This is a genomic window from Nonomuraea solani (assembly GCF_900108335.1).
Classification (GTDB): Bacteria; Actinomycetota; Actinomycetes; order Streptosporangiales; family Streptosporangiaceae; genus Nonomuraea; species Nonomuraea solani.
On record NZ_FNVT01000003.1, the window covers coordinates 113,943 to 134,041 of the forward strand.

The 20,099-nt window shown below is 70.5% G+C and carries 19 protein-coding genes; 10 read left to right on the top strand and 9 right to left on the bottom strand.

Annotated features, from left to right (window positions below):
- Nucleotides 1–11 precede the first annotated feature (11 nt).
- From C4V41_RS11565 to C4V41_RS11575, 3 genes are read left to right on the top strand one after another with little or no spacing between them, the layout of a single operon-like run.
- The gene (locus C4V41_RS11565; RefSeq protein ID WP_160150249.1) at nucleotides 12–959 is read left to right on the top strand and encodes an ABC transporter substrate-binding protein; all 948 of its coding nucleotides are present in this window, start codon (nucleotides 12–14) and stop codon (nucleotides 957–959) included.
- Entirely contained in the window at nucleotides 956–1,726 is a 771-nt protein-coding gene (locus C4V41_RS11570) for an ABC transporter permease (RefSeq protein ID WP_103955833.1), read from the top strand. The genes C4V41_RS11565 and C4V41_RS11570 overlap by 4 nt, the downstream gene beginning before the upstream one ends.
- Nucleotides 1,723–2,499 (top strand): ABC transporter permease, encoded by a 777-nt coding sequence (locus tag C4V41_RS11575; protein WP_235030063.1) that lies wholly within the window; start codon nucleotides 1,723–1,725, stop codon nucleotides 2,497–2,499. The genes C4V41_RS11570 and C4V41_RS11575 overlap by 4 nt, the downstream gene beginning before the upstream one ends.
- On the opposite strand, the gene C4V41_RS11580 is transcribed toward C4V41_RS11575, so the two are convergent.
- Genes C4V41_RS11580 through C4V41_RS11610 form a run of 7 tightly spaced genes read right to left on the bottom strand, consistent with a single transcriptional unit; the run spans nucleotide 2,500 to nucleotide 9,718 of the window.
- Entirely contained in the window at nucleotides 2,500–3,507 is a 1,008-nt protein-coding gene (locus C4V41_RS11580) for a nitrilase-related carbon-nitrogen hydrolase (RefSeq protein ID WP_103955834.1), read from the bottom strand. It lies immediately after the preceding gene.
- Nucleotides 3,504–3,938, bottom strand: coding sequence for a hypothetical protein (locus tag C4V41_RS11585; RefSeq protein ID WP_200823911.1), 435 nt, complete (start codon nucleotides 3,936–3,938; stop codon nucleotides 3,504–3,506). Before C4V41_RS11585 ends, C4V41_RS11580 begins: the two co-directional genes overlap by 4 nt.
- Nucleotides 3,939–3,944: 6 nt before the next feature.
- Nucleotides 3,945–5,414, bottom strand: coding sequence for an aldehyde dehydrogenase family protein (locus tag C4V41_RS11590; protein ID WP_200823912.1), 1,470 nt, complete (start codon nucleotides 5,412–5,414; stop codon nucleotides 3,945–3,947).
- A gap of 48 nt (nucleotides 5,415–5,462) precedes the next feature.
- Entirely contained in the window at nucleotides 5,463–6,050 is a 588-nt protein-coding gene (locus tag C4V41_RS11595) for a GTP-binding protein (RefSeq protein ID WP_103955837.1), read from the bottom strand.
- Nucleotides 6,031–6,450 (bottom strand): DUF742 domain-containing protein, encoded by a 420-nt coding sequence (locus C4V41_RS11600; protein WP_235030141.1) that lies wholly within the window; start codon nucleotides 6,448–6,450, stop codon nucleotides 6,031–6,033. Before C4V41_RS11600 ends, C4V41_RS11595 begins: the two co-directional genes overlap by 20 nt.
- The gene (locus tag C4V41_RS11605) at nucleotides 6,450–6,872 is read right to left on the bottom strand and encodes a roadblock/LC7 domain-containing protein (protein ID WP_020546542.1); all 423 of its coding nucleotides are present in this window, start codon (nucleotides 6,870–6,872) and stop codon (nucleotides 6,450–6,452) included. The genes C4V41_RS11600 and C4V41_RS11605 overlap by 1 nt, the downstream gene beginning before the upstream one ends.
- Entirely contained in the window at nucleotides 6,869–9,718 is a 2,850-nt protein-coding gene (locus tag C4V41_RS11610; protein ID WP_160150250.1) for a sensor histidine kinase, read from the bottom strand. The genes C4V41_RS11605 and C4V41_RS11610 overlap by 4 nt, the downstream gene beginning before the upstream one ends.
- Before the next feature lie 605 nt (nucleotides 9,719–10,323).
- On the opposite strand from C4V41_RS11610, the gene C4V41_RS11615 reads away from it, so the two are divergent.
- From C4V41_RS11615 to C4V41_RS11640, 6 genes are all read left to right on the top strand, one after another.
- Nucleotides 10,324–11,322 carry an ABC transporter substrate-binding protein gene (locus tag C4V41_RS11615; protein WP_160150251.1) on the top strand — a complete coding sequence of 333 codons (999 nt, stop codon included), beginning with the start codon at nucleotides 10,324–10,326 and terminating at the stop codon, nucleotides 11,320–11,322.
- Complete coding sequence (locus C4V41_RS11620; RefSeq protein ID WP_103955840.1) at nucleotides 11,319–12,134, top strand: ABC transporter permease; 816 nt, start codon at nucleotides 11,319–11,321, stop codon at nucleotides 12,132–12,134. Before C4V41_RS11615 ends, C4V41_RS11620 begins: the two co-directional genes overlap by 4 nt.
- 11 nt (nucleotides 12,135–12,145) lie before the next feature.
- Complete coding sequence (locus tag C4V41_RS11625) at nucleotides 12,146–12,925, top strand: ABC transporter permease (RefSeq protein ID WP_103955841.1); 780 nt, start codon at nucleotides 12,146–12,148, stop codon at nucleotides 12,923–12,925.
- A gap of 44 nt (nucleotides 12,926–12,969) precedes the next feature.
- Nucleotides 12,970–14,193, top strand: coding sequence for a flavin-dependent oxidoreductase (locus C4V41_RS11630; protein ID WP_103956511.1), 1,224 nt, complete (start codon nucleotides 12,970–12,972; stop codon nucleotides 14,191–14,193).
- A 152-nt stretch (nucleotides 14,194–14,345) separates the two neighbouring features.
- A complete protein-coding gene (locus tag C4V41_RS11635) occupies nucleotides 14,346–15,116 on the top strand; it encodes an ABC transporter ATP-binding protein (RefSeq protein WP_200823913.1) in 771 nt (256 codons plus the stop codon).
- Nucleotides 15,117–15,268: 152 nt separating this feature from the next.
- A complete protein-coding gene (locus C4V41_RS11640) occupies nucleotides 15,269–16,087 on the top strand; it encodes a DUF4429 domain-containing protein (protein ID WP_103955842.1) in 819 nt (272 codons plus the stop codon).
- Here the strand turns inward: C4V41_RS11640 and C4V41_RS11645 are convergent.
- Both C4V41_RS11645 and C4V41_RS11650 read right to left on the bottom strand, forming a co-directional pair.
- Complete coding sequence (locus tag C4V41_RS11645) at nucleotides 16,056–17,585, bottom strand: CocE/NonD family hydrolase (protein WP_200823914.1); 1,530 nt, start codon at nucleotides 17,583–17,585, stop codon at nucleotides 16,056–16,058. The genes C4V41_RS11640 and C4V41_RS11645 overlap by 32 nt on opposite strands.
- A 95-nt stretch (nucleotides 17,586–17,680) precedes the next feature.
- Complete coding sequence (locus C4V41_RS11650) at nucleotides 17,681–19,030, bottom strand: CitMHS family transporter (RefSeq protein ID WP_103955844.1); 1,350 nt, start codon at nucleotides 19,028–19,030, stop codon at nucleotides 17,681–17,683.
- Between the two features lie 136 nt (nucleotides 19,031–19,166).
- On the opposite strand from C4V41_RS11650, the gene C4V41_RS11655 reads away from it, so the two are divergent.
- Entirely contained in the window at nucleotides 19,167–20,096 is a 930-nt protein-coding gene (locus C4V41_RS11655; RefSeq protein WP_103955845.1) for a LysR family transcriptional regulator, read from the top strand.
- Nucleotides 20,097–20,099: the final 3 nt, after the last annotated feature.

Genomic DNA, 20,099 nt, shown 5'->3' on the forward strand with positions numbered 1-20,099 from the left:
TGATCGCGGGCATGACGGTCGCACTGATGCTGAGCGCTTGCGGTGGAGGAGGCGCGCCGGAGCCGACCGGCGGCACGTCGGCGGGCGGGCTGGAGAAGACGGAGCTGCTGGTCGGCGTCGTGCCGGTGCCGTCGTCGGCGCCGCTGTTCATCGCGGAGAAGCGCGGCCTGTTCAAGGCGGAGGGCCTGACCGTCAAGACGGAGATCATCCAGGCGCCCCAGGCGGTCATGCCGAAGATCCTCAACGGCAGCATGGACGCGTTCCTGACGAGCTACGTGTCGCTGATGGTCATCAACGACTCCGGCGCGGCCAAGCTGAAGTTGTTCCAGCACAGCCAGGAGGCCGCCCCCAACGTCGCCGGCGTCGTCGTGGCCAAGGGCTCGCCGATCAAGACGGCCGCCGACCTCAAGGGCAAGACCATCGGGGTCAACGTGCTGAAGGCGCTCGGGCAGACGCTCACCAACGCCCATCTGCAGGAGGCCGGGCTCAAGCCGGACGACGCCCGCTACGTGATGGTGCCGTTCGCCAACCAGCTCGACGCGCTGGCCTCGGGCAACGTCGACGCGGCCTGGCTGGTCGAGCCGTTCCTGACCGCGGCCAAGAAGAGCGGCGCGACGCAGATCATCGACACCACCGACGGCGTGACGGCCGGGGTGCCGATCGACGGGTGGGGCGTCAGCGAGCAGTGGTTGGCCGCGAACCCGAAGACGGCCGCCGCCTTCCACCGCGCGCTGGCCAAGGCCCAGCAGATCGCGGGCGAGGACAGGAAGGCGATCGACGAGGTGGTGCCGACGTACACGCAGATCCCGGCGGACGCGGCGGCGGCGATGACGCTCGGGAAGTTCTCGATGCGGGCTGACAGGACGAGCGTGCAGAAGCTGGCCGACCTGCTGCACGGCTACGGCTATCTGAAGGCCAAGGTGGACGTGGTCCGGTTGTTCGCGCCGATGAGCGGATGATCGGCCGCAGGCCGCTGCTCGGGGTGCTCGGCGTGGCGGGTTTTCTCGCCCTCGCCGAGCTGGCAGGGCGGATCGGGCTGATCCCGGACGTCCTGCCGTACACCTCGCGCGTGCTGGCCGCGGCGGTGGAGCTGCCGCTGGAGGCGGGGTTCCGTGCCGACGTGGCGGCCACGCTGCTGGCCTGCGTGACCGGGCTTGCCATCGCGATCGCGGTCGCGGTCCCCGCCGGGCTGCTGTTCGGGACCGTGCCGTTCGTGGAGCGCTCGACGCGGCCGGTGGTGGAGTTCCTGCGGCCGATCCCGTCGGTGTCGCTGATCCCGCTGGCGGTGTTCCTGTTCCCGGCCGGTCAGGACGCCAAGGTCGCGCTGATCGTCTACACCTGCGCGTGGCCGCTGCTCATCAACACGATGTACGGCCTGAGCGACGTCGATCCGCTCGCCAAGGACACGCTGCGCAGCTTCGGCTTCGGCCCGCTGGCGGTGGTGCTGCGGGTGAGCCTGCCGAGCGCGGCGCCGTTCATCGCCACCGGCGTGCGCATCGCCGTGTCGGTCACCCTGATCGTGGCGGTGAGCATGGAGCTGCTGGCCCCGGGCGGCGGCGGGATCGGGGCGTTCCTGTCGCTGGCCGGGGGCGCCAACCGGATCGACCGCATGCTGGCGGCCAGCGCGTGGGCCGGGTTCATCGGGCTCGCGGCCAACCTGCTGTTCACGGCGGGTGAGCGGCGCCTGTTCCGCTGGCACCACGCCCGTACGGGAGACGCCACGTGATCCGCCGGTTGGCGTGGTACTGGTTGCTGCCCGTGGCCGTCGTCGCCTGGGAGCTGGCCACGCGCTCGGCGCAGGCCGCGTACTTCCCGCCGCCGTCCCGGATCGTGGCCCGCATGTACGAGATGTGGTTCTCCGGCCCCTACATCCTCACCGGCGAGGCCGTCGCCGACCTGCTGCCCAGCCTGGGCCGACTGTTCGCCGGATGGGCGATGGCGTGCGTGGCCGGAGTGCTGATCGGGGTGGCGCTGGGGCGTTCGTCATGGCTGTCGGGCCTGGTGGAGCCGCTGCTGCACTTCGGCCGCTCGGTGCCGCCCGTGACACTGCTGCCGGTGTTCCTGGTGCTGTTCAAGATCGGCACGCCGATGGAGCTGGCCGCCATCGTCTACGGCGTCATCTGGCCCGTGATGATCAACTCCATGGACGGCGCCCGCCACGTGGACCGCCGGTACATCGAGACCGGCACCGTCTACCGGCTGGACCGCCGCCGGCGGCTGCTGCGGATCATCCTGCCCGCCGCCGCCCCGCAGATCTTCGCGGGGCTGCGGCTGAGCGTGTCGCTGGCCCTGATCATGATGGTCATCTCGGAGCTGGTCGGCAGCAGCGAGGGCGTCGGGCACCGCCTGCTGGAGGCGCAGAGCCAGTTCGACATTCCGGCCATGTGGGCGGTGATCGTGCTGCTCGGGCTGCTCGGCATCGCGCTCAACGCCGCCTTCCTGGCCGTCGAGCGCGCCCTGCTCGGCTGGCACACCAGCGCCAGGGCGCCCGGCTCCTGATCATCCCTTGCCGTGCAGCCGGTCGATCGCCTCGGCCTGGCGGGTCCTGAACCACGACCGGTCACGCACTCCTTCGGACAGGCCCTCGGGCCGCTCGACGTCGTGCCTGGCGTACTCCTCCGCCCACAGCCCGGTCTTCACCCGGCTGAGCAGGTTGCCCATGCCGGGCCGGCGCCGCAGGCGGCGCAGCGCGTCGAGGTCCAGTTCGGCGGCGGCGACGAGCGACTCGCCCGCGCCGGCCCGCGCGAGCACCCTCCCCTGGGGGTCGATCAGCTCCGAGCCGCCGTTGGTGGAGTCGCCGGGGATCGCGATGCCGGACAGGCCGCCGCTGTTGGCCGAGACCACGTAGGCCAGGTTCTCCACGGCGCGGGCCCGGCGGGCGATGGCCTTGGGCGTCAGGATCGGCGCGGACGCCTCCGAGGTGGGCTGGCAGAAGATCTCCGCGCCGCGCAGGGCCAGCGCGCGGGCCAGCTCCGGCATGAGGATCTCTTCGGAGGTGAGCACCGCGAGGTTCCCCAGCTCGGTGCGCGCCACCGGCAGCACGCCGTCGATGCCGTAGACCTCCAGGTAGCGCTCCCACACGTCGTAAGGGCTGGGCGAGAACATCGAGTGCAGCCTGCGGTACCGCAGCACCGCCCGCCCGTCGGGGGCCAGGATCACCGACGCCTGGAAGTACAGCTCGGGGAAGTGCTCGTCGCTCTCGTACGCGTTCACGCACAGGAACACCTGGTGCCGGACGGCGATCCCGGCCAGCGCGTCGTACTCCGGGCCTGCCGGGTCGAGGGCGGCCTTGTCGCGCCACTCGGGCAGGCTCTCGCCGAGGGGGAAGCCGGTCAGCACGTATTCGGGCAACACCACCAGGCGCAGGTCGGGCCCGAGCCACTGCTTGGACGCCCCCACCTGCTCGCCGATCCGGCCGATGGCGGCCCTGATCTCGGTGCGGGGGTCGGTGGCCGCGTTGACCGCCCTGGTCTCCACCTGCAGGGCCAGCGCCGTGAAGGCGGTCACGCGGCGCGCCGCTCGTCGATCAGGGTGCGTCGCACGCACACCCCGTCCTTCAGCCACTGCCAGACCCGGCTGCGCGACCCGCCGTCCTCGCTCAGCACGATCAGCTCGAACAGCCGCAGGTCCTGGCCCTTGTAGCGCCAGGTCAGGTAGATGGTGCTGTCGTCCAGCTCCCAGAACTCGCCCTTGAGCCGCTCGGTGTCGAACGCGCAGCGGCCGTTCCCGAGGTAGACGCCGGGGAACTCGTGCACCTCCGTACGCCCGTCGTCCCAGGTGTAGCGGTTGGTCTGGTGGTAGGCGTCGCCGCGGATCGCGCAGGTCATGTGGACCCGATGCCGGTCGAGCAGGGCGCCGTCGCGGTCGAGGTGCCGGTATTCGCCCTCCCACTCCCCCTCGTGCCTGGCCAGCAACGGCATGTCCGCGCGAAGTCCCATACGGCGCTACTCCTTCGTCGTGTGCCACCACGGGTCCGCGGTGGTCGATCGGTTGACCAGGAAGGCCCGGCGGCGCAGGAACCTGCCGATGGAGGCCGCCCCCATGCGCGAGCCGCCGAGCCCGGACAGGCGGAAGGAGTGCTTCTCGCCCTCGTGCACGAGCGCGGTCAGCGCCGCGTCGTTGACGCTGACCGCGCCGGCCTGGAGCCGGGCGGCCACCTCCATGGCCTCCTCCTCGGTGGCGGCGAAGACGGCGGCCGACAGCCCGTACGCCGAGTCGTTGGCCAGGGCGACCGCCTCGTCAGGACCGTCCACGGCCATGACCGGCAGCACCGGGCCGAACGTCTCCTCCGTCATGACCAGCATGCCGTGATCGACCCCGGACAGGACGGTCGGACGGCACCAATGACCGCCGCCGTGCCGCTCGATCCGGCCCCCGGTGTGCACGGTCGCCCCCTTGGCCACGGCGTCGGCCAGGTGGGCGGCGATCACGTCCTCCTGGCCGGGCCCGATGATGGGCCCGATGGGGCCGCCCTCGCAGGTCAGCCCGACGGCGGCGGCCTTGTCCACGAGCAGCGCCAGGAACTCGTCGTACGCCTCGCGCGCCACATAGACCCGCTCGATCGACTGGCAGGACTGCCCGGCGTTGGCGGTGCCGCCCCACAGCACGGCCGACGTGGCCCGGTCGAGGTCGGCCCCGGCCAGCACGATCGCCGGGTCCTTGCCGCCGAGCTCCAGGAACGCCGGCACGAACGCGTCGGCCGCCGCCCGCGCCACCAGCCGCCCGGTCTCGACGCTGCCGGTGAAGACCACGGCGTCGACCAGGCCCACCAGCGCCGCGCCCGTCGCGCCGTCGCCTTCGACGACCCGCAGCGGCAGCTCGCCGGGGACCAGCCGCATCAGCGGCTCGATGAACCGGGGCGTCACCTCGCTCGGCTTGACCAGCACGGTGCAGCCGGCGGCCAGCGCGGGGACGGCGTCGATGAGACCGAGCAGGAGCGGGAAGTTCCAGGGGCTGATCATCCCGGCCAGCTCGTACGGCACCGCGTCGCCGCCCACGAAGACGCCGGGCAGGGCGGCGGGGCGTTCGGGCGGCGGGGCGAGGAGGGCGGGCGCCTGGCGTACCCAGCGGGCGATCAGCCCGGCGGTGACCTGCCGTTCGAGCACCGACTCCCCCACCCGGCCGGTGTCGGCCACCAGCGCGGCGAGCAGATCGTCGTCGTCGGCCAGCGCGGCGCCGAACGCGGCCAGGACCGCCCCGCGATCGGCCCGCCGCCACGCGGGGGCCCTCTCGCGCAGACCGGCCGCGACGGCGGCCAGCCGGTCGGGCGGAATCGGGTCCAGTGCCCTGTCGGGCCGTCCGGTGATCGGATTGCGCACGTCCATGGGCTGCGGCCGCCCGGTGCCCGGGTCGCGCACGGTCATGAGATGCGGCCACGAAACATGGGGCTCCTCGCGATACTCGGCGGGAGCCATTGGATCAAGTGAGTGCCCGCCCGTCAACGCGTCCGGCGGCCGATGGGGCTACCCGCCCCACCCCGGCACGGCCATCCGGACCGTCAGCGCGTGCTCGACCAGGTGGATCAGCGCGTTCTTGACGGAGTCCTTGGACCGGGCGTCCAGGCGTACCAAGGGGATGTGCGGCGCGAGAGTCAGCGCGTCGCGCACCTCGATGTCGCTGTGCGGATACTGGCCGTCCCACCCGTTGACGCCCACCACGAACGGGAGTTGCGCCTCTTCGAAGTAGTCGATCGCCGGAAAGCTGTCGGCAAGACGGCGCGTGTCGACCAGCACGACCGCGCCGATGGCGCCGCGCACCAGGTCGTCCCACATGAACCAGAACCGGTGCTGCCCGGGCGTCCCGAACAGGTACAGGATCAGGTCGCGGTCGAGAGAGACCCGGCCGAAGTCCATGGCGACGGTCGTGGTCGACTTCAGCGGCGTCATACCCAGGTCGTCGATGCCGGCGGAGGCGTCGGTCATGACGGCCTCCGTGGTCAACGGCATGATCTCCGACACCGCGCCGACGAACGTCGTCTTGCCCACCCCGAACCCTCCAGCCACCACGATCTTCGTCGAGGTGAGGCCGGGGCTAGAGCCTGCGAAGTCCACTGAGCACCCTTTCGAGCAGATTGACGTCCGGCCGGCCGGCGTCCAGTTGCGGCTGATGCACGCGGACCAGACCCTCGGCGGCCATGTCAGCGATCAGTACGCGTACCACGCCGAGCGGGATCCGCAGCAGGGCCGACACCTCTGCCACGGACCGGACCTGCCGGCACAGTTGGCTGATCGCCTGGTACTCCGGCGTGATGTGCGAGAACTCCCGATGCTCGGCCGTCGCCGAGGACACCAGGGCCTCCATCGCCAGCTTGACCCGGGGCGCCGTCCGCCCACCTGTCACCGCGTACGGGCGGACGGGCGAGGCTGGGTCGGGATTCAGCTGCGACTGGGACTGAGGCTGAGGCGGAGGCGCCCAACCGCTGCTGTTCCATCGGGGGTCTGTCACGTACATCACCTGGTCTGGCTGGCGCGCAGCTCGGCACGCACAGCCGGAGTCAGCACCTGACCGGCGCGGTCGACCATCAGCGTCATCTGGTACGCCACCAGACCCATGTCACAATCCGGGGCCGCCAGCACCGCCAGGCAGGAGCCGTCACTGATCGACATGATCAACATCAGTCCGCGCTGCATCTCCACGATCGTCTGGTTGACCGCGCCGCCCTCGAACACCCTGGCCGCGCCCTGCGTCAGGCTCACCAGGCCCGACGCGATCGCGGCCAGTTGATCCGCCCGGTCGGCGGGAAAGCCCGACGATGCCGCCAGCGGCAGCCCGTCGGACGAGACCACCACCGCGTGCGCGACACCTGGGACCGTGCTGACGAAGTCGGTGATCAGCCAGTCGACTCCGCGTGCCGCATGGCTCAGGTCGTTCATGCGCCCTCCTCCGAGGAACCAACGGGTCCGGCAGGGAACGCCCTGCCCTCGGTGATGTCGTCGCGCGCCGCCCGGAAGCCCTGCTGGAAGCTCGAAAGCCGGTTGCGGACCCGGTCGGGCGACACCGACGGCATCGGTGTGACGCCCTTCGGGGACGCCGAGGTGTCCGCCGAACCCGGCACCAGATTGGCCTTGGGCACCCGTTTGGGCAGCCCGGCCGCCGTCGAACCGTCTCGTGCCGGCTCCACTACCGCCTCCGCCGCGCTCCAGCCCGCGTCCGCCTTGGTCGAGCCCCAGTTCGCGCCGTCGGAGTCGCGCCCGAACCAGGCGGACTCGACCGCGGCGAAGATCGGCAGGTAGTCGTCACCGGCGGACGCGGGCGGGACCGCCGGGATGGGGCCGGTGGCGCCGGACTCGGACTCGGGGAAGTCGAACCCCGGCCGCTGCGGCGGCATGGTGTCGTGGTTCCAGCCGCCGGGCGGCGGTTCGGGGACCGGGCGTTTGGGCAGGCCGCGGTCGCCGTTCCAGGCCGGGCCGCGAGGCGGCACCCAGACGTCGGAGTTGTCCTGGCCCCCGCGCCCTCCCGGCGGCCAGCCGGAATTGTCGGACGCGCCGCGCGGCTCCGAAGGCCAGCCCGCGTTGTCAGGAGCGCCACGCGGTTCGGACGGCCAGCCCGCGTTGTCGGGAGCGCCACGCGGTTCGGAGGGCCAGGCGGTGGGGTCGGGCTGCCACGGGGGCGCGGCCGGCCAGTTGCCGCCCAGCTCCGGGTTCGACGGGAAGGACGGGTGACCGGGGCCCATTTGACCCATCGGTCCCGGATGGAGCTGCGACGTCGGCTGCGGCCAGTCGGTGACGGGCGGGGCCGGGTGCGGTCCCGCGTACGGCTCGTTGCCGAAACCGCCACTGGCCGCACCCGCGAAGGCCGGCGGCTGATTGCCGGAGAACGACGGCGTGCCGGTGTAGACGGGGTTCTGGGAGCCCAGCATGCTCTCGGGAATCAGCACCATCGCGGTCAGGCCGCCGGAGCCGTGCGGGCGCAACTGCACCCGGATGCCGTGCCGGTGCGCCAGACGGGCGACCACGAACAGGCCCATCCGCCGCGACACCGACACGTCCACGCTGGGCGCGTCCGTCAGCCGCTCGTTCGCCTGGGTCAGCTCCTCCTGCGTCATGCCGATGCCGGAGTCGGTGATCGACAACATCACGCCGCCGCCGTCGATCCGGCTGCCCGACACGGTCACCCTGGTCTCGCGGGGCGAGAACGACAGAGCGTTCTCCACCACCTCGGCGAGCAGGTGGATCACGTCGTTGACGGCCTGCCCGGCCACCGAGACGCCGTCGGGCACCTGGAGCACGACCCGCTCGTAGCTCTCGACCTCCGACAGCGAGGCCCGCGCCACGTCGACCAGCTTGACCGGCTGGCTCCACCGGCGCGGCGGGTCCTGGCCCGCCAGCACCAGCAGGTTCTCGCTGTTGCGCCGCATGCGGGTGGCCAGGTGGTCCAGCTTGAACAGGTTGCCGAGCCGCAGTTCGTCCTGCTCGCCCTGCTCCAGGCCGTCGATCAGGGTGATCTGCCGCTCCACCAGCGTCTGACTGCGGCGCGACAGGTTCACGAACATCGCGTTGACGTTGCTCCGCAGCCGCGCCTCCTCGCCGGCCAGCCGGACCGCCTCACGGTGCACCTCGTCGAACGCCCGCGCGACCTCACCGATCTCGTCGTGGGTGTCCACGCCGATCGGGAGGACGGAGCCGACCGTGCCGTCGCCGGCCGCGCGGAGCTGTTGCACGGTCTCCGGCAGGCGGTGCCCGGCGATGTCGAGCGCCTCGCGGCGCAGCTTGCGCAGCGGCCTGATGAGCGAGCGGGCGATGAGCAGGATGATCGAGATGACCACGATCAGCAGCAGCAGGATGAGGCCGCCGGAGATCAGCGCCGAGCGGTTGGCGCCCTCCTCCAGGCCACGGGCGCGCAGGATGACGGAGGAGGACAGGTCCTTCTCCACGCTCCGCAGCGCGTCGATCTTGCCGGTGCTGACGTCGAACCAGGTGGCGCCGTCGCCGTCGGGCGGCACGCCGATGCTCAGCTCCTTGCCCTCCGCCGACTGCGCCATGGCCCGCAGCCTGAACAGGTCGGTCTGGTCGACGTCGCGGCCCACGACCGTGTTGCGGTAGAGCTCCAGTTGGTCGAGGTTGGCCAGGGTGGCGAACAGCGTCTCTTCGCTCTCCTCGCGCGACTTGGCGTCGGTGAGGGCCTCCAGCTCCCCGCTGTCGAAGCCCTTCTTGTCCAGGGCGCTGGCCAGGACGCCGCGCTGCTTGGACGCCTGCTCCTTGGCCCGCGAGATGGCGGCCATCGAGCCGGCGCTGCGCGAGACCTCGTCGTCCACCGCCACCTGGCCTACCTGGTCGTGGAACTGCAGCAGGGTCGCGATGATCTCGGAGTATTTCCTGATCATCGGCAGTGGCTGGATCTTGCCCTTGACCGCCGTGTCGCGCAGCGTCGGGATCTCCTCCAGACGCCGCAGCACCGGTCGTACGGCCTCGGCGTGGGTGTCCGTCAACGCGAGCGTCCGCTGCTTGGCCTCGTCGATGAGGCCGTTCACCCCGCTGTAGGTGCTGCGTAGCTGGGCCTCGCGATTCTCGGGCCGGCCCTGGGCGATGTAGAGAGCGGTCTGGTCGCGTTCGAAGGACAGCTCGTGCGTGACGGCCCCGAGTTGCTCGCTCAGCTCGGCGACCTCGCGAAGGGTCTGGTAGGTGTTGGCGTCGCTGAGCGAGGTGACGACGCTCAGTCCGCCCAGGCCCACGGCCACGGCCGTGGGAACGACGATCAGCGCGACAAGGCGCGATCTCACGTGCCAGTTGCCCAAACCGAACCTATTAGAGGAGGTTTTGGACAGCCGTCGCTTCTGATGGCCGTGCGGCTCGCGGTCGGCGGAAGCTTCAGCGCTCTGCGTTCTCACTTGCCTTCGCAACCTCTCGCCCTGAGGGGAATTCCCGGTGGTCATGCAGCTGAATGGACGCGGGGCAATATGTACCTCGAGATAAGCGTCATTTGAGCACACGCAGGGGTAAGGGCCAACCACTACTTGTGCCCCGATGAGGTGTTTATCCCTAGATGTCCAGAAAATACGACAGAATCGGCAAGATGCCGTCTACCAGGTAAAACGTAGCCATGAAAGATCGTTCCACGAGCCGGCTCCGGACTCGCGGAAATGATCGTCACATTGACACCCGAGGTCCCGCCAGTCACCTTCTTTCCCAAACCGGACAAACATGCGGGTCGTTTAATTTTCACGATAGAGCGGCAAACCGACATTGCAACCGTAAGTGTTATTTTCGCGATAACGACCGCCAATTTGGTGCTACGGTCGATCCCTACTTGTGCGTCAGGCACACACCCCCCGGGAGCAGAAGCCGCCCGGTCCCCCCATGGCTCCATCGGAAGGGAGTCCCTGACATGAGGCTTGGCCGTTCCGCCCGGGCCGCCATCATCGGATTCGCTCTGACGCTCGGCGCCGCCGCGTGCACCTCCGGCGTCGAGACGACCGCGAGCGCCCCGCCCTCCGCGTCCGTGAGCGGTCTGGAGAAGACGAAGCTCAAGATCGCCACACTGCCGGCCATCGACAGTGCCGCCCTGTACGTCGCCATCGACCAGAAGCTCTTCGAGCAGGAGGGCCTGGAGGTCACCCCGCAGGTCGTCCAGAACGCGCCCGAGGCCATCCCGATGCTGCTGAACGGCGAGATCGACGCCATGTTCGGCAACTACGTGTCGATGTTCGCGGCCCACGACAAGGGCTCGCTCAAGCTGCGCATCCTGGCGGAGGGCTCGCGTGCCGCCCCCGACTCGCTCAGCGTCATGGCGCTGCCCAACTCACCCATCAAGACCGCCAAGGACCTGGAAGGCAAGACGATCAACGTGAACGTCCTGCACAACTTCCAGGAACTCGCACTCACCCAGGTGCTCAAGGCCAACAACGTCGACCCGGCCACGATCAAGTACGTCCAGGTGACGTTCCAGAACATCATGCCCTCGTGGAAGGGCGGCCAGATCGACGCGGCCTACCTGGGCGAGCCCATGGTGACGGCGGCCACGGCCTCGATGGGTGCCCGCAAGATCCTCGACCCGGCCTCGGGTCCCGCCGCGGAGTTCCCGATCTCCGGCTACGTCAGCACACAGGACTGGTACGACAAGAACCCGAAGGTGTCGGCCGCGTTCCAGCGGGCGATCCACAACGCGGCCAAGCTCATGGAGACCAACCGTGAGGCGGTGGCCAAGGTGCTGCCGAACTTCACCCAGATCGACGCGGCCACGGCGGCGACCGTGACGTTCCCGTACTTCTCCAGCAACGACAACCCCGTCCGCCTCCAGCGGGTGGCGGACTGGATGCTGGAGGCCAAGTGGCTCACCAAGGCGATCGACGTCAAGGCGCTCATGTCGCCCACGACCTCGGGGTGAGCACACTCGCCCAGCCCCGCCTCCGCCCGGCGTCCCACGCCACGCGCTGGTCACGCCGGGCGGCCGGGGCCCTCGCCTTCGCCGCGCTCATCGAGCTCCTGAGCAGGACCGGGCTGGCCGACCCCGAGTTCCTGCCGCCCGCCACGGAGATCGTCGGGCGGGCGGCCACGCTGGCGGCCGATCCGGCCTTCCGCGCGCACGCCCTCACCAGCCTGCTCGCCTGGGCGATCGGGCTCGGGCTCGCGACGGTGCTCGCGGTGCCGCTCGGCCTGCTGCTCGGCAGCGTGCCGATCATCGACGCGGCCACCCGGTCCGTCGTCGAGTTCCTGCGGCCGATCCCGTCCGTGGCGCTCATCCCGCTGGTCGCCCTCGTGATCGGCACGGGACTGCAGCTCCGCGTCACGCTGGTCGTCTACGCGGCGCTGTGGCCGATCCTCTACAACACGATGTACGGCCTGCGCGGCGTCGACCCCCTGGCCAAGGAGTCGCTGCGCGCCTACGGCTTCGGCCCCCTGGCGGTGCTGCTGCGCGTGTCCCTGCCGTCGTCGGCGCCGTTCATCGCCACCGGTGTCCGGCTGGCCGCCGGGGTGGCGCTCATCCTGACCGTGAGCACCGAGATCGTGGCCGGGCGGGGCGAGGGCATCGGCGTGTTCCTCTTCTTCGCCGGCATCGCGGTGCCCGCGCGGATGGCCGACATCCTGGCCGGGGTGTTCTGGGTCGGGCTGTTCGGCGTGCTGGTGAACGCGCTGCTGGTGGCGGCCGAGCGGCGGGCGTTCCGCTGGCACCACGCCCGGCTGGGGGTGGCGGAGTGAGGGGCCGGGGAATGCGGACGGCCGTCTTCCGTACGGTGGTGCTGGTCGTGCTGGTGCTCGTCTGGGAGGCGGTCACCCGGCTGGCGGGCAGCCCGTTCTTCCCGCCGCCGAGCACGATCGTGGCCCGCATGCACGCGATGTGGTTCTCCGGGCCCTACGTCCTCACCGACGCGGCGGTCGGCAACATCCTGCCGAGCCTGGGCCGGATGGCGCTCGGGTTCGCGGGAGGCGCGCTGGCCGGGGTCGTGCTCGGGCTGGCGCTGGGGTTGTCGGCGCGGGCGTACGACTATCTCGACGGGGTGCTGCAGTTCCTGCGGGCGATCCCGCCGCCCGCGCTGGTCACGGTGTTCCTGGTGCTGTTCGGGTTCGGGCTGCGGATGCAGCTGGCGTTCATCATGTTCAGCATCGTGTGGCCGGTGCTGCTCAACACCGCCGACGGAGCCCGCTCGGTCGAGCCGCTGCACCTGCAGACGAGCCGGGTGTTCCGGCTGTCGCGCGGCGAGCGGATCTTCCGGGTGGTGCTGCCCTCGGCGCTGCCCAAGATGTTCGCCGGGCTGCGGCTGGCCCTGTCGCTGTCGCTGATCGTCATGGTCTTCTCGGAGCTGCTGCCCGGCACCACGAACGGCATCGGGTTCCAGCTCACCGACGCGTACGCGACCTTCGACCTGCCCGCCATGTGGGCCGGGATCGTGCTGCTCGGGGTGCTCGGCTATCTGCTCAACGAGCTGTTCCTGGTCGTCGAGCGCCGCGTGCTCGCCTGGCACCACGCCGCTCAGGAACTCGTGAGTTAGAGTCCCTCTTGGTCCTGCCGACCGATGGGGGCATCGTGAGAACGATGATCGTGGGAGGTGGCATCGGCGGGCTCAGCACCGCGCTGAGCCTGCGGGCCGCCGGGCTGGAATGCGTGGTCGTGGAGGCCGCCGGCACGTTACGGCCGCTCGGTGTGGGCATCAACCTGCAGCCGCACGCCGTGCGCGAGCTGACCGAGCTGGGGCTGGGCGAGGCGCTGGCGGAGCTGGGCGTGGAGACGACCTTCGTCAGGTTCGCCGACCGGCACGGCAACCTCATCCTGGGGCTGCCGCGCGGGCGCTCGGCCGGCTACCGGTGGCCGCAATACAGCGTGCACCGGGGCGAGCTGCAGATGATACTGCTCGCGGCCGTGGAGGAGCGGATCGGGCCAGTGCGCACGGGCGTCAGGTTCGAGGACTTCGAGCAGGACGGTGACGGGGTGCTCGTCACGCTCCGGCGGGATGGGCGGGTGCTGCGGGAGCGGGTGGACGTGCTGGTCGGCGCCGACGGGGTGCAGTCGGCCGTGCGGGCGCGGCTGCATCCGGACGGCGATCCGCTGCGGTGGGGCGGGATCAGGATGTGGCGCGGGGTGACGGAGGCCGACCCGATCCTGGACGGGGCGACGGTGCTGGCCGGCGGCTCCAACCTCGCCGGAAAGTTCGTGACTTATCACATCTCGCCCCGCAATCCCCGGCTGGTCAACTGGGTGGCCGAGGTGAAAGTGGCCGAGCCGGGCGTCGTGGCGGAGGCCGACTGGTTCAGGGAGGGCAGCCGGGCCGAGGTGTCGGCGCACTTCGCGTCGTGGAAATACGCGCTCACCGACATTCAGGCGCTGCTGCGGGACACCGACCGGATTCTGGAATATCCGATGGTGGACCGGGATCCGCTGCCGCACTGGGGTGAGGGGCGGGTGACGCTGCTCGGTGACGCGGCCCATCCCATGTATCCCATCGGGTCGAACGGGGGCTCGCAGGCCGTGCTCGACGCCCGGGTGCTGGCTCGGTGCCTGGCGACGTACGGGGATCCGGAGCGGGGGCTGCTCGCGTACGAGGAGGAGCGGCGCCCGCCGACGTCGGCGCTGGTGCTGGGGCACCGGGCGCTGCCCACCGACGCGACGATGAAGCTGGTGGAGGAGCGGGCGCCGGACGGGTTCGGCGACATCGGCGAGGTGCTCACCGAGGCGGAGCTGACCGCCCTGGGCGACGCGCAGCGCCGCATCTCCGACGCGGACGTGCGGGCGCTCAACGAGCGTGAGTCGTGGAGCGTATGAGGCTTGTGGCGCCCATGGCAACCCGAATCGTGCGAGAGTAAGATCGCGCCCAGATTCGGTTTACCTGACTGACATGTCCAGCATTTACCGCTCCGCTACAGTCATTTGTGACTCGTGAAAGAGTCGTCGCGGCCTCGCCCCTAGGAAATCCATTGCTCGAGATAGACAACCTTTCGCACGTGTACGGCGGCGGTACTCCCAACGCGCACCACGCCATCGAAGGACTCAACCTGAGCGTCGCCGAGGGCGAGCTGCTCTGCATCGTCGGGCCCTCGGGCTGCGGCAAGTCGACGCTGCTGCGCTCCATCGCCGGGCTGATCACGCCGACGGGCGGGCAGGTCAAGGTCGAGGGCAACGTGGTCCGCCAGACGCCGGACAACCTCGCCGTGGTGTTCCAGGACTACAGCCGGTCACTGTTCCCGTGGATGTCGGTGGCGGACAACGTGGCGCTGCCGCTGCGCCGCAAGAACATGGACAAGACCCGCCGCAAGGAGGCCGCCCACGAGGCGCTGGAGTCGGTGGGGCTGGAGGGGGCGGCGCGCAAATACCCGTTCCAGCTGTCCGGCGGCATGCAGCAGCGGGTGGCGATCGCGCGGGCGCTGGCGTACCGGCCGACGTTGATGCTGATGGACGAGCCGTTCGGGTCGGTGGACGCGCAGACCAGGGAAGACCTGGAGGACCTGGTGCTCAAGGTCCGCGGCCATCACCAGATGACGATCGTGCTCATCACGCACGACATCGACGAGAGCGTTTACGTGGGCGACCGGGTGGTGGTGCTGTCGAAGGCGCCCGCCCATGTGGTCGGCGACCTGAAGGTGGATCTTCCGGGGCCTCGTGACCAGATCACGACACGTGAGCACCCTGATTTCGTCCATCTGCGGGCTGAGGTCGGTCGTCTCGTGCGCGGTCACGCGACCGTCTGACCATTTTTCTTTTACGGCGGGCCGACATAACGCCGCCCGCCGTCCGGGGTTGCGGGCCTCCAGGGAGACGGCATCTGACCCGCACATGGCCGGGCCCCGTAACGGCGTTTTCTTTACCGGGCTCCGTGGTCTCTTTCGCTTAGGCTGGTCGTGTGGAGGATGCCTTAGCGGGGCGGGGTTGCGTCTGGGTTTTCACCGATGACGCGCTGCGGATCGAACCCCGGGAATCTGCTTCCAAGTTGCTCACCGAGTTGGGCGAGCGGGTCGTGCCTTATGCGGCCATCGCCGATGTTTCCCTGGCCCAGGGCAGGCGGGGCAGTGTGGTGTTGCGGGTGGTGCCGCGGCGGGGGGCCGACCCCGTGATCAGCGCGGCCGCCGGGCAGCTCAAGGAGACGGCCGATCCTTATCGGCTGGTTCTGCCCGCCGGCAAGGAGACGCTGGCCGATTATTACGCCGAGGAGGTGCGGTCGGCCATTACCGCCACTGAGCCGGTCGGGCGGTTCATGGTCGCGGGGCCTTCCGTGCCGCGGAGTTTCAAGGCGTGGGATGGCGCGGCCACCTTCGATGGCGAGGTCATCACCTTCACCTGGTTCTGGAGCGGGGCCACGTCCGCCAAATACGCCAGTGGGGACCAGCGTTATTCCGTCGATCAGTTGGAAGGCGTCGAATGGCACGGCGCCAAAGGCGACAACGGGTGTCTGCGGTTGAAGGTGCGGGGGCGGCGGATGCCGCTCGATCCGAGTAAGGACCCCGCCTCCGTCATTTTCGGGTGGGGGCATTGGGGGGCCACGCACAAGTCGTTGCCCTTCGCCGCCGCCGTGCTGGCCGCCATCCCGCCCGCCGAGTCGCCGGTCGCCCGTGGTGCCGAGGTCGCGGAGCTGATCGCCAAGCTGGGCGCGTTGCGGGATGCCGGGTTGCTGACGGAGGAGGAGTTCCAGGTCAAGAAGGCGGAGTTGCTCTCACGGATGTGAGGGTGATCGCCGAGCCGCCCCGGCCGAGCTTCAGCCCGACCCGGCCGGCGGGGGCGTCGGAGTCGATCTCCGGGTAGTCGTCGCTCGACACCGTGACGCGTAGGCCGTGCCCCGCGGCCACCCGGTGGTTGACCGGCCAGGTGCGGATGTCCAGGTCGTAGACCTTGCCGGGGCGTACCGTGGCCAGGCGCTCGTGGCCCTGGCGGTGGCTCGCCTTGAGCCAGCCCTGGGTGACGCGGGTCGCCGTACCGTCCGGGGCGGTGTCCTCCACCACGACGGCGATGTTGCCGTCGGAGGCCGTGAACGAGGCGCGCACCCTCGCCTGGATCTCGCCCGCCAGCACCAGGTCCCGTTCGAGCGGGCCCGTCGTGAACGACAACCGCTGGCCGGCACCGCCCGCGGCCGGTTGAGTGTTGACCTCGAACGTGCGGGTCGCCGGGGCGCCCGGGTCGGCCGACAGGCGGCCGTCCGCGCCGAGGCCGAGTCGCTGACCGCGCGTGCCGGGCGGTGGCCAGCTCTGGAACTGCCGCCAGCCGGTGCCGGGGGTCTCGTACGAGGTGATCTTGGCGGCGGGCAGCGGGGTGCCGGGGCGGCGCGCCAGCCAGCGGTCCCACCAGGCGAGGTAGGCGCCGTTGCCGATGTCGGCGGGCTGACCGGCGGGCCAGCCGTGCACCCATGGGCCCGCGACCAGCCACACGTTCTGCTTCCTGGCCTGGAAGTTGTCGACCATGCCCTGGCGGTAGCGGTCGTACCAGCCGGCGATCTCCAGGACCGGGACGTCCAGGTCCTTCCAGCGGGACTTGACGCTGCGCTCGCGCCAGAAGTCGTCGTAGAGGGGGTGCTCGGCGTAGGTGCGCAGGGTGTCGGGGGCCACCGAGCGCTGCCAGTCGCGAATCCTGGCCGAGTAGATGCCGCCTCGGTAGATCGTGTTCTCGTACCAGTCGCTGATGCCGTCGACGGGGATGATGGCGGTCAGGTGGGGCGGCTTGTTCACGGCGACCAGGAGGGAGGAGTGGCCGCCGTAGCTGACGCCCGTCTGGCCGATCCGCCCCGTGGACCAGGGCTGGGCGGCCAGCCATTCGATGAGGTCGTAGTTGTCGCGCTGCTCCTGTCCGCTGAAGGGGTCCAGGTGACCGGGTGAGTCGCCGGAGCCGCGCACGTTGCAGATGGCGGCGGCGTAGCCCCTTTCGACGAAGTACGCGGCGGCGCGGCCCTGGGCTTCGAGCTGGTCGTAGGCGTTGTAGTCGTAGACGATGCCGGGGAAGCGGCCTGGGGCCGGTTCGCCGTCGGGGGCGGCGGGGCGGTGCAGGTCGCAGGCCAGGTGGCTGCCGTCGCGCAGCGGCACGGTGACCCGTTCCCGGTGCACGCCGTACTGGGCGGGGCGGTCGTAGGAGAAGAACGGGTCCGAGGGCGGCTCCGTGGTCTGGGCCGCGGCGGTGGCGGCGGGGGTCAGGGAAAGGGTCAGGGCGACGGTCAGGGCGAGGGTGAGCGATCTCAAGAGGTCGACTCCGTTTCGGGCTCGGAGCGGGGTGGAGGGCCGGGAGGGGTGCCGCCGGGGCCGCGCCATCTCATGGCGATCGTCTCCTGACGGGGTCAGAGGGAGAAGGCGCCGGTCAGCAGCGCGACCACGGTCATCACGAGCGTCGTGGCGAACGCCCAGCCGAAGATGAAACGCTGGTGCTCCCCCAGTTGCACACCGCTCATCCCGACCAGGATGAACGTGGAGGCGGTCAGCGGGCTGAGCGGGAAGCCGGTGGTCATCTGGCCGAGGATGGCGGCCCTGGCGACCTCTGCCGGCGCCCCGCCGAACCCGGCGGTGGTCTCGGCGAGCACCGGCAGGATGCCGAAGTAGTAGGCGTCGGGGGTGAAGACCAGGCTGAGCGGCATGCCGGTGAGCGCCACCAGCACGGGCAGGTGCCCGCCGAGCCCGTCGGGGATGATCTGGACGAACGCGGACGCCATCTCGGTGATCATCTTGGTGCCGGTCAGGATGCCGGTGAACACCCCGGCCGCGAAGATCATGGTGGTGACCAGGACGACGCTCTTGGCGTGCTTCTCCAGGAGCTCCTGCTGCCGTTCCCAGCTCGGGTGGTTGACCAGCAGCGCGATCGCGAACCCGACCACGAACAGCACCGGCAGCGGCATCACCTGCAGCACCAGCGCGACCAGCAGAGCGAGGGTGAGGACCAGGTTGAAGACGTTCAGGACGGTACGCGAGCGCTCCGGCGCCAACCGGGTGCCGGGCCCGTCGCCCACCAGCCGCTCCTCGGACGCCCCGGCCGCCTCGTCTCCGGCCGGCCGCCCGCCGGGCACCTCGATGTCGAGCTTGCCGAGCCGCCGCCGCTCCCTGACCCCGATCAGGTACGACGCCACCAGCACCCACACGATCCCCGCAGCCATGGCGGGCAGCACCGGCGTGAACACCTGCGAGCTGTCCAGCTTCAGCGACGCCATCGCGCGGGCGGTGGGACCACCCCACGGGATGAGGTTCATCACGCCCGCCCCCAGGCAGACGACGCCGGACAGGACCAGCGGGCTCATCCCGAGCCGCCGGTAGACGGGCAGCAGCGCGGAGACCGTGATGAGGAACGTCGAGGCCCCGTCACCGTCGAGCGCCACGCACATGGTGAGGACGGCGGTGCCGACCGCGATGCGCAGCGGATCGCCCTTGGCCACCCGCAGGATGCCGCGGATCAGCGGATCGAAGAGCCCGGCGTCGATCATCAGGCTGAAGTAGAGGACCGCGAACGCGATCATGATCCCGGTTGGCGCGACCTTGGTGAGCCCGTCGAGGATCATCTTGCCGAGCTCGCCGCCACCGAACCCGCCGGCCAGCGCGGCCAGGACCGGGATCAGCACCAGCGCGATCAGGACCGACACACGTTTGCTCATGGTCAGCAGCAGGAACAGTACGATCGTGGTGAATCCCAGGGCCGCCAGCATGGTGTTCGCTCGCCTTCACGCGCCGAAGTGTTACGGAAGAGTTTCCGAGCGGCGAAATCCCAGGTCCAGCATCAAAGCAACATTTATCCATGCAGATTGCGCAATAGTGCCCCTCGCACCCCTATGCTCGCACCCCATGGAGGCGAACCTGCGGTTGCTGGCCGCGTACGCCGCGGTGGCCAGGGCGGCGAGCTTCACCGCGGCGGCGGCCGAGATGCACGTGTCGCAGTCGTCGCTCAGCCGCGCGGTGGCCGAGCTGGAACGGCTGCTCGGCGCCCAACTGCTGGAGCGCGACACCCGCAACGTGCAGCTCACCGCGGCGGGCGTGGAGACGCTGCGGGTGGCCGAGCAGATCGTCACCGCCCACCGCTCGGGGCTGAAGGAGCTGGAGCGCTACCTGCTCGGCGAGTCCGGCGTGGTCGCCGTGGCCACGCTGCCGTCGGTGGCCGCGGTGCTGCTCCCCCAGGTGATCTCGGACTTCCGGGCGCGGCGGCCGCAGGTGGGGCTGCGCATCATGGACGGGCTCGAACAGGTGGTGCTCGGCCGCGTGCTCTCGGGCGACGCCGACTTCGCGATCTCCACGGTGGGCGCGGCGCCCGAGACGCTCGAACACCGCCCGCTGATCAGAGACCGCTTCCACGCCGTGCTGCCCGAGCGGCACCCCCTCGCCGAGCGGGCCGAGGTCACCTGGGATGAGCTGGCCCGCGAGCCGTTCCTGGCCGTCGGGCCCCAGTCGAGCGTGCGCAGGCTCACCGACGCGGCGTTCGCGCAGGCGGGCGCGGGCGTGACGGTCGCGGCGGAGGCGGGCAGCGTGGCGACCGTGGGCGGCCTGGTGACGGCGGGGCTCGGCGTCTCGGCGATGCCCGCGCTGGTGCTGCCCCTGATGAAGGCCGGTCCGCTGGTCTACCGGCCGCTCACCGAGCCCGTCGTGGACCGCCGGCTGGACGTCGTCGTCCGCGCCAGGCGTACGCTGCCGCTGGCCACGAGCGCGTTCCTGGACCTGCTCGACGGCTTCCGCCGCGAGCAGCGGGACCTGCCGGAAGGCGTCTTCTGGAGCCGCGATTAATGC